Below are 15176 nucleotides of genomic sequence, written 5' to 3' on the forward strand. Positions count from 1 at the left end.
GCGGGCGAGCGGGCGCACGCGGCTTCAGTGTTCGTGGGGCCACTCGCCCATCAGCTCGTCCTGGTGCTCCTTCGGGTTGGAGGGCCACGCGTAGTCCTCGGGCACGTGGCCACCGCCGTGCGCGGCGTACCCGTCCCAGCTCACCTGGCCTCGCAGGAAGGCCTCCGTGTCCTCCTCCGTCACCTCCCGGCGGTTGGCGGGGACGGTGAAGGGCGCTTCGATGGGAGTGTCGGGGATGATGATGGCCATGAGCGGACCTCCTGGGGGAGCCCCGGCGCGGACGGGGTGTCCGCTGCCGCACGTGCTACGTCCCGTCCCTCAAGCTAGGAAGGCGCGCCAGGGTCGAGGAGCGTGTGGAGCCGGGCAGCCGAGGGGCCGGCCGTCTTCCGTTTCCGGCCGGGCGCTCCTAGTCTCGGTTCTCACATGGCAGACAGCTCCGTGGAGACGTTGAAGTCGGCGGTACAGGCGCTCTACCGGGTCCACGCGGTGGAGGGGCCGCTGGGGGAGAACGGGCTGCGCACGGTGTGGCACCTGTGCCCGGACGGCGCGGAGCTGCTGTCGCTGGTGGACGCGGACGGGCGCGTGCAGCGGCAGGAACTGACGCTGCTGGAGGACCACTACATCTGGGCCAGCGGGCAGGGCGTGCGCACCGGGAGCCTGGAGCGCGGCCCCAGCGGCAAGGCCTCCCCCGCGGTGGTGGTGAAGGCGGACCCGCAGCTCGTGCCGCAGCGGCTGCTGCGCGCCGCGATGGCCATGGGCACGTACACGGGGCAGGATCGCTACATTCTCCACATGCAGCGCGTGCTCGCGCTGGCACGCGAGGGGCTCGAGATGGCAGAGGGAGTCACCCACACCCAGGGCGCGCAGCGCCCGTCGGAGCCGACACTTCCGGCGCTGGTGCCCGAGGAGGCCCCGGCTCCGGAGGTTCAGCTCGCGTTCGGCCAGCCGCTTCCGAACGAGGTGCCGCCGCCGGTGGTGCGCGAGTCGGAGGGCAAGGTGATGCTCGCCGTGCTCGGCGTGGGGCTGGTGGTGGGGCTGGTCATCCTGACGCTCATCCTGCTGGGCTGAGGCGGGAGGGCCCCCTGGCCCGCGGGGATGGCCACCGGTGGGCGCTCGATGACGGCCTGCATGGGGTACGCGTCCAGCACCAGCAGGACGGCCACGGCCACGGCGGGCACCAGCCGGGCGGACCACCCCAGCGCAGAGTGCCTGTCCCCGGTGGGACGCCGCGCCAGCGACAGGAAGCCGAGCACCGCCAGCACGCCGGTGCAGCCCCAGCGCAGCAGGCGGAGCCGCTCGCTCACCACGAGCCCCTCCGCCATCAGCGCCAGGCGGCCCGGCTCCGGGGCGCGCTCCAGCCCCGTCAGCAGCTCGAACAGGTGCCGGGCCTCCAGCACGCCCACGAGCGCGACGGAGGCGAGCGACGCGCAGACGCCGCTGGCCAGCAGCAGGCCGCGCGCGCGGCGGGGACCGGCCGCGGTCTCCGGGTGGCTCGGGTCGAAGCGGGCCAGCGCGAGCCCCAGGGCCAGCCCCAACAGCAGCGCCACGCTGGTCCACGCGCCGAGCAGCCGCGGCGCCATGGCCTGTCCGGTGTGGATGGCCCGCGCGAGGCCCTCCTCCACCGTGTCCCGCTGGGGGAGGGTGGCCAGGGCCCGGTCCGCGAGCACGTCCGTGCCCAGGAGGCCCAGCATCCACGGCAGCGTGGCCATGCCCAGCATGACGGCCAGCGGCACCCGCCGCTCCATGCCCGTGCTGGCCAGCGCCAGCGACAGCAGCGGCAGCTCCACGAGCAGGGCCAGGGCCACCACCGCCGCGAATGGCCCCGCGGCCTCCACGGTGCGCGCCAGCTCGACAGAGCCGTGCATCAGTGGCGCAAGTGTGAAGCACCACAGCAACACCGTGACAGGCACGGCCGACGCCACGGAGAGCCCGGGCGCGAGACGGAGCCGGAGGGGAACGAGCATTTCAGGAGAGAGTAGTCTCTCCGGGTAAGTCTGTGAATTCAGACCGGGGGACGACCGACCAGCCAGTAGACGACGCTGGAGAGGGCCCCCACGACAGGCGACACGAGCACACCCATCAGGTAGAGCCTCGGGCACCCGCCCTCGGCGCAGCCGATGCGGCCGTAGGCGAGGGCGCCGCCGAGCAGCAGGGGCACGTGCATTCCGATGAGGAAGACGCCGACGCCGCGCAGCACGAGGCCCCGGTACCAGGTGCGGGTCCAGAGGCGGAAGACGATGGGGAGGAGCACCAGCGTGACGGTGGCCGCCGCGGCCAGCGTCACCTGCCGGGCCGACACCGCCACACACGCCAGGGCGGCGAGCAGCAGCGCCGGCACGAGCAGCAGGGCGTTGAGGGACAGGGGCTCCCGGTGACGCATGGGACGGGGAGGACGGTGTCAGAGCGGGGACGGGGAGGCAAGGACGGAAAGGGGAGGCCCGCCACCCGCGGGGCGCCTCACGCGGCGACGGCGCCCTCGCCCAGGAGCTGGGTGTACCGCCCGCGCAGCGCGAGCAGCTCCGCGTGTGTTCCGGCCTCCACCACCCGGCCGCCCTCCACCACGGCAATCAGGTCCGCGTCGCGCACGGTGGACAGCCGGTGGGCAATCACCAGCACCGTGCGCCCCTTCATCAGCGCCGCCAGGCCCGCGCCCACCGCCGCCTCGCTCGCCGCGTCCAGCGCGCTCGTGGGCTCGTCCAGCAGCAGCAGCGACGGCCTGCACAGGAAGGCCCGCGCCAGCACCAGCCGCTGCCGCTGTCCGCCGGACAGCCGGCCGCCGCGCTCTCCCACCGGCTCATCCAGCCCGCCCGGCAGCGAGCGCACGAAGTCCTCCGCGTGCGCCAGCCGCAGCGCCTCCCACAGCTCCTCGTCCGTCGCCTCCGGCCTGCCCAGCCGCAGGTTGTGCCGCACCGTCCCGGAGAACAGCACCGGCTCCTGCGGCACCCACGCCACCTGTCCACGCACGCTCGAGGGCTTCAGCCCCGCCAGCGGCGCGCCGTCCCACAGCACCCGTCCCCCGGACGCGGGCAGGAAGCCCAGCAGCACGGAGAACAGCGTCGTCTTCCCCGCGCCCGACGGCCCCACCAGCGCCACGCGCGCGCCCGCGGGCACCACCAGGTCCACCCCGCGCAGCGCCTCGCGCCCGTCCGAGTACGTGGCGCGCACGCCCTCCAGCACCAGCGCCTTCGACAGCGGCCCCGCCGCGTCACCCACGTCCGGCGGCGCCGGCTCGTCCGCGAGCGCGAACAGCCGCTCCGCCGCCACCAGCCCCATCATCACCTGGGACAGCGTGCCGCTCAGCGACTTCACCGGCTGGTACAGGAGCAGCGCCGCGGCCATGAAGGACAACAGCCGCCCCGCCAGCGCCGGGTCCGCCGCCACCGCGCGCGCGCCCCACGCCACCGCCATGGCCACCCCGGCGATGCCCAGCCACTCCACCGTGGGGCTCACCGCGCCGCGCAGGAAGAGCGAGCGGCGCATCTCCCCCAGGTACCGCTCCGCCTCCGCGTCGAACGTCTCCAGCGCGCGCGCCTGTCCGCCATAGGCCTGCACCACCGGCAGGTTCTGGAGCTGCTCGGCGGTGAGCGCCGTCAGAGACCCCAGCCGCTGCTGCGAGCGCGCGGCCACCTTCTTCAGCGAGCGGGCGAAGCGGTTGATGGGCAGCACGGTCACCGGCACCACGATGAACGTGAAGAGGAAAAGCCTTCCATCGATGAGGAAGCAGGTGACCAGCAGCGCGACAATCTGCAGCCCATCCCGGATGTACGAGGTGAGTGCCTGCGTCACGGCGAACTCCACCATCGGCACTTCCGACGTGAAGCGCGTCAGCAGCTCTCCCGAGTGGCGCCGCTCGAAGAACGCGGGCGGCTGGCCGAGCAGCCGTCCGTAGAGGAAGCCCCGCAGGTCCGCCATCACCCGCTGGCCCAGCCGCTGCATCAGCCCGCCCTGGAGGAACTGGGCCGTGGCCTTCACCAGCGCAATCAGCACCACCAGCAGCGGCAGCCTCTCGAGCAACGCGTCACCCGGCAGCGCCACGCCCGCCACGGTGATGGGGTCGCCCGTGAGCACCGCGCGCAGGAGCGGGCCGACGACCCACGCATAGGCGGAGGTGGCCGCCGCGGCGACCAGGGACGCGCTCACTCCCGCCACGAGCAACGGGCGGTACGGGCGCAGGTAGCCGAGGAGCCGGCGGTAGACGTGGGGAGAAGGTCGGGGAGCCACTGTTCGGCGGCGGACTCTGTCACCGAGTCGCCGCGACGTCCAAGGCCAGAGGCACGCGCCCCGCCGCCGTGCCCTGCCGCCTGCCCAGCCACCGGCCGCCCGCGGCAGGCAGGCCAGTTCCGTTGCTCCATTCCGCCCCTGCGGACAGCTTCATGGGAGCCATGGAACCGAATAACGAAAAAGAGGCCCTGTTCAATCCGGGCTGCGAGCCGGTGATTGAGGACGAGGAGCGCCGGCGGCTCTTGTGGCTCATGGCCGAGTACTTCCGGACCATCGGGTACACGGACATCAAGGCCCGCCTCCCCGGCTTCATGCCACCGCCCATCCTCTCGGGCACCATCGAGGACCACCGGCCCGACTTCACGTGCCGCCAGTCCGACTCGGCCCGCACGCCCATCATCCTGGAAATCGTCACCCCGCACATGGTGGACGACCCCACGGCGGAGAACCGCTGGAGCCTGCTGGCCAGCGCCGCGAAGCTCTACAACGCGGAGCTGCACTTCGTCGTACCGAAGTGGGCCGCCAATGGACCGGTGGACCCGGGGCTCAAGCGCCGGCTGGCTCGCATGGAGCTGACGGCCAACCGCGTGTGGACTGTCTGAGCAACACCCCTGGATTGCTGGTGCGTTTCGCTGCGTTATAGTGGCTCAAGGTTCCACGCGTCAGCGAAAAGCACAGTAATTTCCAGGGGTTGTGACGAATGCCAGCGGCAGGCGGTCAGAAGCGCGACTACTACGAGGTCCTGGGCGTCCAGAAGAGCGTCTCCGCACAGGAGCTCAAGAGCGCGTTTCGCAAGGTGGCGCTCCAGTACCACCCGGACCGCAATCCGGGGAGCAAGGAGGCCGAGGACAAGTTCAAGGAGGCCTCGGAAGCCTATGAAGTGCTGAGCGACCCGGAGCGCCGCGCGAAGTACGACCGCTTCGGCCACGCGGGCAATCCGTTCGAGGGCTTCGGCGGCGCCGGCGGCGGGTTCCAGGGCGTCAACATCAACGACATCTTCGGCGAGATTTTCGGCGACATCTTCGGCGGAGCCCGGGGTGGACGGCGGACGAGCTCGCGTGGCGCGGACCTGCGCTACAACCTCGAAATCACCTTCGAGGAGGCGGCCTTCGGCTGCCGGCCCAAGGTGACGATTCCGCGGCCGAAGAAGTGCGAGACGTGCACCGGCACCGGCAGCAAGAGCGGCGCGGGCCCGCGGCCGTGCTCCACGTGCGGCGGCGCCGGCGAGGTGCGCTACACGCAGGGCTTCTTCGCCGTGTCCCGCCCGTGTGGTGACTGCGGCGGCACCGGCGCGGTGGTGCCGGACCCGTGCACCCGCTGCAAGGGCAGCGGCAAGGTGCCCTCCGAGGAGGTCATCGAGGTGGCCATCCCCGGCGGCGTGGACAACGGCACCCGCGTGCGCCTGGGCGGCATGGGCGAGCCGGGAGACCGCGGCGGCCCGCCGGGAGACCTCTACGTCACCGTCATCGTCAAGGAGCACCCGCTCTTCCAGCGCGAGGAGTACGAGGTCTTCTGCGAGGTGCCCATCTCCTTCACCCAGGCGGCGCTGGGCGCGAAAATCGACGTCCCCACGCTGGACGGGAAGGTGAAGATGACCATCCCCTCCGGCACCCAGTCCGGCAAGGTGTTCCGCCTGAAGGGCAAGGGCATCCCCCACCTGCACAGCCAGCAGCGCGGCGACCAGCACGTGCGCGTGGTGGTGGAGACGCCCACGGAGCTGACCGCGAAGCAGCGCGAGCTGCTGGAGAAGTTCGCGGAGGCCGCCGGCGAGGAGTCGCACCCGCAGTCCAAGAGCTTCTTCGCCAAGGTGAAGGAGCTGTTCGGCTGAGAACGCCCGCGGGCGCCGGGCCACGCCCATGCGGCCCCGGGGCCGCGCGAGCGTGAAGCAGCCGACGCCCGCACGGCGGGCGGGCACGGGCACGGGCACTGCAAAAGGGGAGGGGTTTCCCTGTGGAATCTTCCCCCCGCTCCGTTGTCGACGGAGACGCACCCCGCTGCTATGCACCGCCCTGCCATGGACGTCCTTCCCATCCTGCGCCGCTCGCTCGTCGTCGCGCTGGCCGTGTCGTTGACGGCCTGCCCCCGCCCCACCCGCACTCCGCCGGGAGGTGGCACCACCGGTGAAGACGTCCCCACGGGAGACCCGTTCCCCACGCGCCCCACCGTGGAGGCGAAGAAGGACGCGGCCGCGGACGCGGCCCTCGCCCAGACGGTGCGGACGGCCCGGGCCGAGCCGGACAAGAAGAAGGCGGCCGAGGCCTTCCTCGCGGTGCGCAAGGCGTACCCCGCCACCACCGCGGGCCAGGACGCGCTCTACCAGGCCGGCGTCCTCTTCTTCGAGTCGAAGGACTTCGTCAACGCGCGCAAGTCCTTCAACGAGCTGCTCTTCGAGAACCCCCTGCACCCCCAGGCCGAGGAGGCCAAGCACAAGCTGGCCCTCTCCGCCATGGAGGTGGGCGCCTACCGCGACGCGTACCAGACGCTGTCCAGCCTGGCGGAGCGCGCGGAGGGCGCCGAGCGCACGCGGCTCCAGGCCGAGGCCGCGCGTGCCGCCGAGGGCGCGGGCCTGTACGGCCAGGCGCTGACGCTGGCGGTGGAGGATGCCGGCCGGGCGCAGGGCGCCGAGGCCCAGGCCGCCGCGGTGGCCCGCGTGGAGGAGCTGGTGGAGGGCCGCGCGGACTTCGTGGACATCGCCCGCGTGGCGGAGGGGCTGTCCCCGGCCAACCCGGCGTGGCCCGTCATCACCTTCAAGCTGGCGCGCGTCTACTACCACCTGCGGGACTGGTCGCGGCTGGAGGAGACGCTGAACCGCTTCCTCGCCGAGGCGCCCGGCCACGCGTTCGCCCCGCAGGCCCGTGAGCTGCTGGCGCGGGCCACGCGCCGGGTGGAGGCGAAGCCGCGCACCGTCGGCGTGCTGCTGCCCATGACGGGCCGCTACCAGCCCATTGGCGAGGCCGTGCTGCGCGGCATCCAGCTGGGGCTGGAGGGCAGCAACATCGAGCTGGTGGTGAAGGACACGCAGGGTGACGTCAACAAGACGGGCCAGGCCATGGAGCAGCTCGCCTTCGACGACGGCGCCATCGCCGTGCTGGGGCCCCTGCTGGCGGACGACACGAAGCGCGCGGCGCTGGTGGCGGAGGAGCTCCAGGTCCCGCTGCTGACCATGGCCCGTCAGGAGGGCATCACGGACATGGGGCCGTACGTCTTCCGCAACATGCTCACCAACTCCGCGCAGGCGACCGCCATCGCCGACTACGCGATGAACGTGAAGGGCTACAAGCGCTTCGCGCTGCTCTACCCGAACATCCCCTACGGCGTGGAGCTGGCGGACACCTTCTGGGACGAGGTCGTGTCTCGCGGCGGCGTCGTCCGCGGCGCGGAGCGCTACGCGCACGACCAGACGACCTTCACCAACGAGGCCAAGAAGCTGGTGGGCCGCTACTACCTGGAGGACCGCGGCGACTACGTGGGTGGCGTGCGGGACATCCAGGGGGAGAACCTGGACGCGTACCGCCGCCGCAAGGCGCTGGAGAAGGTGAAGGCCGGCGTGGAGCCCATCGTCGACTTCGACGCCATCTTCATGCCGGACGACTGGCGCCGCGTCAGCCTCGTGGCCCCGGCGCTGGCGGTGGAGGACATCGTCACCAACGCGTGTGACCCGCGGGATTTGGAGCGCATCCGCAAGACGACGGGGAAGAAGGAGCTGAAGACGGTGACGCTCTTCGGCGCCAACCAGTGGAGCAGCCCGAAGGGGCGCTCGGGGCTGCCGGAGCTGGTGGAGCGCGGCGGCAAGTTCGTCACCTGCTCGGTGTACGTGGACGGCTTCTTCGTGGACTCGCAGCGGCCGGCCACGCGCCGCTTCGTGAAGGACTACCGCGAGGCATACAAGCAGGAGACGGGGAAGGACCCGGGCCTGCTGGAGGCCATCGGCTACGACTCGGGACGCATGCTGCGCCAGCTCATCGACCAGAAGCAGGGCGCGCCGCGCACCCGCGCGGAGATGCGTGAGGCGCTGGCCAACCTGAAGGACTTCGACGGCGCCACCGGCCGCACCTCGTTCAACGAGAAGCGCGAGGCGGTGAAGCCGCTGTTCCTCCTGTCCATCGACAACAAGGGCATCACCGAAATCAACGTGGAGAAGGAGAAGGCGGCGTCCGCGCGGGGAGGCTCGGGCACATGAGGCCGGGCCGGAACGCGGTGGCGCTGCTGGCCGGCGGGCTGCTGGCGCTGGGGGGCTGCGCGCACGCGCCTCCGAAGCTGGCGCCGGACGTGGAGGCCCGGCTGGCCCGGACGCAGGGCGGCTACCTCACCGGGACGGTGGCGGGCGTGGAGGTGGAGGCCGTGCTCAACCGGCGCGACTTCATCTGGGGGCTGGCCTTCGCGCCCCGCGGCGGGCGCGTGGCGTACTCGCGCCTGGGCTCCAAGCAGTACTTCCTGTCCATCTGGTCGCTGGGGCCTCCGCCGGTGCTGCTGGCGGACCCGGCCATCAACCCCTACGAGTTCGACGTGGAGGGCGTGGCCTTCTCGCCGGACGGGGGCCTGGTGGCCACCGCGGGCAAGGACGGCGTGGTGCGCCTGTTCGACGCGGCCACCGGTGCGCTCCGGGGCGAGCGCCGCACCGAGGAGCCGCTGGGCACGGTGGCCTTCCACCCGGACGGGAAGTGGCTGGTGGCGGGGAGCGACAAGGGCTTGATGACGGTGCTGGCGGTGCCGGGGCTGGAGTACGCCTCGGAGGAGCGCGGGCACGAGGGGCCGGTGAGCGCGCTGGCCTTCGCGCCGGACGGGACGCTGTACTCGGGCGGCTGGGACAAGCACGTGCGCGCGTGGCGCACGGGCGTGGAGGCGCTGCGGCCGGGCCAGGCGCGCGTGCGCTTCGAGCGGCGCGGTGACTCCGTGGTGCTGGGCGGCGTGGTGAATGGCAGGGCCCCGGTGATGCTGTCGTTGGACGCGCGCACGCCCGCCATCGTCCTCACCAGCGCGGCGGCCACGGCCGCGGGCATCGACGTGCCCTTCCTCAAGGAGACGCTCAACATACCGGGCGCGCTGGGCACCACCGTGGCGCGGCTGGCGCGGGGCCAGACGCTGAACTTCAAGTCGCTGCGGCTGGAGGGCGTGGACATCGCGGTGTGCGACGCGTGCGTGCCCCAGGGCCTCCAGGGCGTGCTGGGCACTCCCTTCATCGAGCGGGTGGAGGTGGCCTTCGACGAAGTCACGCAGGAGGCCGTGCTGACGCTGAAGGGCGGGCCGCCGGAGGGCGCGCGGACGGTGGACGCGCTGGTGCTGGCGCCGCGCTCGGACTTCACCTTCCCGGCCTACGTCAGCGACGTCACCGTGGACGCGCGCGGGCAGCGGCTGGGCGTGGCCCTGTCCGAGCAGAAACCCGAGCGCAACCGCGAGGTGTACGAGCGCGAGCGCAAGGGCGTGGAGGAGCCCCGGGGGCCCTTCAACGCGGGCGCGCTGGTGGACGCGCGGTCCGGCCAGGTGCTCCAGAAGTGGCCGCTGCACCAGGGCGTGGTGTCCACCGCGGCCATCTCCCCGGACGGGCGCTCGCTGGCCAGCGGTGGCTGGGACAAGCGGGTGTACCTCTTCACGGAAGGGGAGGACGCCGCGCGGGGCGAGCGCGAGTTCGACTGGTCCGTGCGCCGGGTGCGCTTCAGCCCGGACGGGCGCCAGGTGGGCGTGGCCGCGTGGACGCCGCAGGAGGTCAGCAGCAGCGGCGACAGCGACCCGGCCGCGGTGCTGCTCGGCGTGCGCTACGTGGAGCCCTCCGTCGTCGCCCCTCAGTAGTTGAGGAAGATGGAGTCCTTCGACACGCCGCGGGCCTGGAGCGTGGCCTTCACGCCCTGCACCATCTGCGACTGGCCGCAGAGGAAGGCCACCGCGCCCTCCACGGGCTCCTCGCCCAGGTGGGCCTGCACGTAGCCGGTGAGGCCCTGCCAGCCGCTGGCGCCGGGCTGGCTGCAGGTGCGCACCACGCGCACGCCGCCGGCCTCCCACTCGTGCAGCTCGTCCCAGTACGCGAAGGCGCCCGGCGTGCGCGCGCCGAAGTACAGCGTCACCCGGCCATAGGCGTCGCGCTCGTGGCGGATGCTGGCGATGAGGGAGCGGATGGGGGAGATGCCGGAGCCGGTGGCGAACAGCAGCACGTCACGGCCCCGCGCGTGCTCGAGCGGGAAGCCCCGGCCCTCGGGAGGCGTCACCTCCACCCGCGCGCCGGGGGGCAGGCGGATGAGGGCGTCGGCCAGCGTGGCGCCGGCCTTGAGGAGGAACTCCCAGTGCGTCCCCTGGGGGGCGGGCGGGGAGGCGATGGCGAACATGCCCTCCGGCGCTCCAGGCAGGCGCAGGCGGACGTACTGCCCGGGGTGTGCATGGGTCCCCACCAGGGGGGTGCCCTGGATGTCGAGGACGAGGTCGGTGAGGCCATCCGCGGCGGGTGCGGTGGTGGAGACGGTGGCCGGGTGCCAGTCGGGCATGGTGAGTTCGATTTTAACCCGGAGCGCCGGGTGCGTGCCTCCCCTGGTAGCCTGGGGGGGTGAAGAGTCTGCTCTGGATAATCTTGTTCCTGCTGGGCCTGGCCGGCGTGGTCATCCCGCTGACGTATCTCTATACGGCCAGCAGGCTGCCGCCCCTGGAGAGCGAGTTCGACGTCGAGAAACAGCTCAAGCACAGCATCGAGGGCGAGCGGATGAGCCTTCGGGCGGGGCAGTACGAGAAGAACCCCCGCCCCATCACCTTCACGCGGCCGGACTTCTCGCGGCTGCCGAAGGACCTGGTGGCGCTCTACATCCGGCACCTGGGCTGCCCCCGCTACTTCCAGACACCGCGCGAGGACGGGCCGGCATGGGCCTGGCGTCTGTTCGCGGGGGTGACGGCGGGGGCGATGCCTCCGGGGGACGGCGGCTGCGAGCGCCTCCTCTCCATGCGCATCGCCAGCGCGCTCAACATCCAGGGCGACCTGCCGCAGTCGGTGGCCGCGCACCGGCTGCACTCCTTCATGCAGAAGGACCAGCTCATCGCGTACGACCTGGCCATCATCTACTTCGAGCGCGGCATCGTCGGCGTGGAGGACGCGGCCTTCACCCTCTTCGGGCGCGAGCTGGGGGAGCTGCAGCTGTCGGAGCTGGCGGAGCTCCAGCTGGCCCTGCCGCCGTTCGGCTACTACGACGACCTCAAGGTGTGCCGGAACCCGACGGTCATCCGGCAGAACCGCGACATGCTGCTGGAGGACCTGGCGGGCTGGAAGCTGGTGAGCGAGGACCGCGCGCGCAACGCCATCGCCCAGCCGGTGTTCTGCACGAAGTGAGCGCCGGCCGCGCGGCTAGCGCTTGAGATAGGTGCGCTCCAGGTAGTCGAGCCCGGCGGAGATTTTCTGCCGCTGGGCGGCGTCCGCCCCGTTCGCCTGGTCGCGGTACCTGTCCAGCATCTTGTACGCCGTCTCCACCTGGGCTTCCTGAATCTTCCCCGCGAGCGAGCGGGTGGAAATCTGGCTCTCCAGGTCGTCGATGCGCCGCTGCAGGTCGTTCGTGCGGGGCGCGCTCCCGGAGGCGAGACGCGGCTCCTTGGGCTCCGGGGCCACGGCGTCGGCGCTCCGGGCGCGGGCCCTGGAACGGGAGGCCTGGGGCGCGGCCACGGGGGCGGACTCACGGGCCGCGAGCTGCTCCCCGGGCGTCGTCTCGCCCGTGGGCGCGGGCGCCGCGTCAGCCAAGGCGGTGGGCGCGGCGCTCGGGGCTGCCGCGGGGCTCCCGGCGACGATGGCGCCGGGCGGGGTGGGCGTGCCCGCCGTCGCACCCGGAGCCGCGGTGCCCACGGCGGCGGGAGGTGGCTCCGGCGCCTTCAGCACCGCTCCCGCGGGGACGGGCTTCGGGGCCTCTTCTCCCGTGCCACGGATGACGATGGCCGTGCCCGCGCCCAGCAGCAGCACGGCGGCGCCGATGGCCGCGGCCACGGGCACGCGCCTGCTCCCCGTCCTGGACACACCGGCGGCGCGCAGCTCCTGCGACGTCAGCTCCGGCGGCACGGGCACGGGCGTGGTGGGCCGGCGCGAGTCCACGTCGTCCTTCGCGCGCGGCTTCTCCACGGGCGCGGGCGCGCTGGGGTTGGAGCGCGTGGCCCGCAGGGTGCGGCGCAGCTTGTGGAGCTGCTGGCGCAGCGCGTCCGCGGAGTTGGGGCGCGTCTCCGGGTCCTTGGTGAGCATCTGCAGGATGAACGCGTCCAGCGCGGGCGGCAGCTCGGGGACGAACTCCGAGGGCCTCGGCGGGCGCGCCTCCACGTGCTTCATCAACAGGTCCACCGGAGAGCTGCCCACGAAGGGCAGCCGGCCCGTCACCGCCTCGAAGGCGACGACGCCCAGCGCGTAGAGGTCGGTCATCGGACCCACCTCCTGGCCACGGGCCTGCTCGGGCGCCATGTACTCCGGCGTGCCCACCACCATGTCCGTGCGCGTCTGCGCGCTGCGGCCGGTGGGCGTCTGCGCGCGCTTGGCGAGGCCGAAGTCCAGCACCTTCACGTAGCGCGAGCCGTCCGGCTGGCGCACGAGGAAGATGTTGCTCGGCTTGAGGTCGCGGTGCACCACGCCCGCGCCATGCGCGGCGGCCAGCGCGGCGAGCACCTCGTCGAGCAGGGAGAGCACCTCGGGCACCGGCAGCCGCTGCTTCTCCGCCAGCACCGCGTCGAGCGCCTGGCCCTCCAGGTACTCCATGACGATGTACTGCCGGCCGTCGGGCACCTGCCCGAAGCCGAAGATGTCGATGATGCCCCGGTGGCGGATGGCGTTGACGGCGCGCGCCTCGGCCAGCAGCCGCTCCACCTGCTCGGTGGAGTGGGCCAGCTCCGGGCGCAGCACCTTCACCGCCACGCGCTTGCCGATGAGGGGCTGGATGCCCTCGTACACCAGCCCCATGCCACCCACGCCAATGCGCGAGCGCAGCTCGTACTCACCGAGCCTCAGGCCGATGAGCGGGTCTCTCGTCCCGGCATCCGCGGCCGGTGCTTCAGAGGATGCATACACCACGACCTTGGGCTCCTCCCTCGCGCCGCCCGGCACGTGGAATGAAGACAGCACCACCGTCCCGTCGCGTGGGCACACGGCGGTGTCGGGAGGAACGGAAAGACCGCAGGTCTCGCAGATCAGCTCGGATGCCATCTCAACCGGGGGCAGCGTAGCAGGAGGACGTGGGTGAGGCGATGTGCTCCGGTCCGGAGTACCAGGCGAGCGGTCAAGCTCCGCACGCCTTCTCCTCCCGACGGGCCCCCCCGCGTCGGGCAGCGGACGGCGGACCTACGGGTTGGGCTGACAGTCGACCACGTTCTGCTGCACGCCGGTGTCTCCGCGGTTGACGGGGCTCGCTCCGCCCGCGCCACCGTTGCCCAGGGTGAAGGTGACGTCACCCGCCAGCGCGACGCCCGCGTCCGCGCCGCACCACACGCCCACCGACGGGCCTCCGCCGCCACCGCCACCCGCGCCGCCCCTGCCGCCGTCGCCGCCCCGGCCTCCGGCGCCACCCCGGCCTCCGGAGGTGTTGTAGGTGAGCGGGGTCGGCGGTGGCGACACCTGGGTGTTCACGGCGCCTCCCGCCCCTCCGGCGCCTCCTTCGCCACCCCGGCCACCCGCGCCCCCCGCCCCTCCGCTGCCACCCGGGCCACCGCCCAGCGTGCGCAGTTGCGTGCCTTCACCCACCGACACCTGGGAGTCGACCAGGAGCATCGCGATGGAGGCGCCGCCGCCACCACCCCCCTGTCCGGCCGCGCCGCCGCAGCCACCGGCACCGCCGCCGCCACCGCCGCCACTGCCACCGGGGGTGAACAGCACGAGCCCGTCGCTGCAGCCTCCGCCGCTGCCTCCTCCTCCGCCTCCCTCACCGGGGACGCCCGCATCGCCATTCCCACCCTGCTGGTCGGGCCGCCACGTGCCACCCGTCAGGTCCAGGACTCCCACGCCGCCGCCCTTCGCGCCGGCCGTGCCCTCGCCTCCGAAGGCGCCCGGTTGCCCGCCGCCGCCCGCGCGGCCATAGCAGTTGCAGAAGTCGGAGTCCGGCGGGCAGTCCAGCTTGACGGCGTCAGGGCCTCCATCCCCGCCTCCCGCGTCGGGCTTGCCGGGACGGCCCGCGAGGCCGGCGGTGCGGTTCACACCGCCCGCGCCGTTGCCTCCGGAGCGGTCGCTTCCCGAGCAGATGTTCGTCCCCGCCGGACCGGCGTTGCCGGTGTTGCTGCCATCGGCGCTGGTGCCGCTGCCTCCGTCCGGACCGTCCTGGCCCGGGCTCCCGGAGCCGCCGTCGGCGCCCGGCGCGCCGAGGCCCGCCTCCAGCACGGCGTGGCGCAATTCCACGCCGGAGGACCCCAGCACCCGCAGCGCAATCGAGGGCTCACCGGGCTCCACCCCGCTCGCGGAGTGGACGGCCACGTACTCCAGCACGATGCCCGCGTCCGGCAGGTCGCGCACGGTCAACCCCACGGTGCCGCCGTCCAGCCGGGCCAGCTCCGCGCCGGTGCGTCCCCAGCCACCGGCGCGGCCGGTGTAGCCGCCGTGCAGCGACGCGGGCACGTCCAGCACCAGCCCGGCCTCGTCGTAGGTGCCGCCCGCGAGGTACAGCCGCACCGGCTGGCCGCCACCCGCCCTGCGCAGCAGCTCCAGCGCATGGCCCAGCGTGCGCAGCGGCGCCTCGCGCGTGCCCGTGCCCGTCACGTCGTTCCCCGCCGGGTCGATGAACAGGCCCGCGTCGGCCTGGCCGTCCACGCCGTCGCAGTCGGTGTCGGCGAAGGCGTCGTCCGGCAGGTCCACGCCGGGGACGGGCTCGCAGCCCGCGTCCGTCCCGCCCATGCCCTCGGGCTCGCAGCGCTGCTCCTCGCGGCAGCGCCGCTCCGCATCGTCGAAGTCGTAGCACCCGCCCGCGGCGAGCACCGCCGCGAGCGCGGCGCCGGTGGCGCCAAGGGTCCAGGTCTTCCGCATGGTTCTCCTC

At 73.0% G+C, this 15176-nt stretch carries 12 protein-coding genes; 6 read left to right on the plus strand and 6 right to left on the minus strand.

Going from position 1 to position 15176, the window contains the following annotated elements; translation table 11 throughout:
• Positions 1-24: 24 nt before the first annotated feature.
• Entirely contained in the window at positions 25-249 is a 225-nt protein-coding gene (locus K8638_RS19815) for a hypothetical protein (protein ID WP_223756124.1), read from the minus strand.
• Between the two features lie 174 nt (positions 250-423).
• Between K8638_RS19815 and K8638_RS19820 the strand changes: the two genes are divergently transcribed.
• Positions 424-1068, plus strand: coding sequence for a hypothetical protein (locus K8638_RS19820; RefSeq protein ID WP_223756125.1), 645 nt, complete (start codon positions 424-426; stop codon positions 1066-1068).
• 934 nt (positions 1069-2002) lie between these two features.
• Here the strand turns inward: K8638_RS19820 and K8638_RS19825 are convergent.
• A complete protein-coding gene (locus K8638_RS19825; protein WP_223756126.1) occupies positions 2003-2380 on the minus strand; it encodes a hypothetical protein in 378 nt (125 codons plus the stop codon).
• Positions 2381-2457: 77 nt separating this feature from the next.
• On the minus strand, positions 2458-4221 hold the full coding sequence (locus K8638_RS44905) for an ABC transporter ATP-binding protein (protein ID WP_370644044.1): 1764 nt from the start codon (positions 4219-4221) through the stop codon (positions 2458-2460).
• Positions 4222-4382: 161 nt separating this feature from the next.
• Between K8638_RS44905 and K8638_RS19840 the strand changes: the two genes are divergently transcribed.
• The 4 genes from K8638_RS19840 to K8638_RS19855 all read left to right on the plus strand — a co-directional run bounded on the left by K8638_RS19840 (position 4383) and on the right by K8638_RS19855 (position 10008).
• The gene (locus tag K8638_RS19840; protein ID WP_223756127.1) at positions 4383-4823 is read left to right on the plus strand and encodes a hypothetical protein; all 441 of its coding nucleotides are present in this window, start codon (positions 4383-4385) and stop codon (positions 4821-4823) included.
• Between the two features lie 98 nt (positions 4824-4921).
• Positions 4922-6049: a molecular chaperone DnaJ gene (gene dnaJ / locus K8638_RS19845; RefSeq protein WP_223756128.1), complete on the plus strand. Its 1128-nt coding sequence runs from the start codon at positions 4922-4924 to the stop codon at positions 6047-6049.
• 171 nt (positions 6050-6220) lie between these two features.
• Positions 6221-8401 carry a penicillin-binding protein activator gene (locus K8638_RS19850; RefSeq protein ID WP_223756129.1) on the plus strand — a complete coding sequence of 727 codons (2181 nt, stop codon included), beginning with the start codon at positions 6221-6223 and terminating at the stop codon, positions 8399-8401.
• Positions 8398-10008, plus strand: coding sequence for a WD40 repeat domain-containing protein (locus K8638_RS19855; protein WP_223756130.1), 1611 nt, complete (start codon positions 8398-8400; stop codon positions 10006-10008). Before K8638_RS19850 ends, K8638_RS19855 begins: the two co-directional genes overlap by 4 nt.
• On the opposite strand, the gene K8638_RS19860 is transcribed toward K8638_RS19855, so the two are convergent.
• Positions 10002-10694 (minus strand): NAD-binding oxidoreductase, encoded by a 693-nt coding sequence (locus tag K8638_RS19860; protein ID WP_223756131.1) that lies wholly within the window; start codon positions 10692-10694, stop codon positions 10002-10004. The two genes, K8638_RS19855 and K8638_RS19860, sit on opposite strands and share 7 nt — an antisense overlap.
• A gap of 59 nt (positions 10695-10753) precedes the next feature.
• On the opposite strand from K8638_RS19860, the gene K8638_RS19865 reads away from it, so the two are divergent.
• Positions 10754-11524: a transglycosylase domain-containing protein gene (locus K8638_RS19865; RefSeq protein WP_223756132.1), complete on the plus strand. Its 771-nt coding sequence runs from the start codon at positions 10754-10756 to the stop codon at positions 11522-11524.
• A gap of 15 nt (positions 11525-11539) precedes the next feature.
• Here the strand turns inward: K8638_RS19865 and K8638_RS19870 are convergent, their stop codons facing one another.
• Both K8638_RS19870 and K8638_RS44585 read right to left on the minus strand, forming a co-directional pair.
• A complete protein-coding gene (locus K8638_RS19870) occupies positions 11540-13363 on the minus strand; it encodes a serine/threonine-protein kinase (protein ID WP_223756133.1) in 1824 nt (607 codons plus the stop codon).
• Positions 13364-13498: 135 nt separating this feature from the next.
• Positions 13499-15166, minus strand: coding sequence for a hypothetical protein (locus K8638_RS44585; RefSeq protein ID WP_255662810.1), 1668 nt, complete (start codon positions 15164-15166; stop codon positions 13499-13501).
• Positions 15167-15176 lie beyond the last annotated feature (10 nt).

Source organism: Myxococcus sp. RHSTA-1-4 (assembly GCF_020037125.1).
Classification (GTDB): Bacteria; Myxococcota; Myxococcia; order Myxococcales; family Myxococcaceae; genus Myxococcus.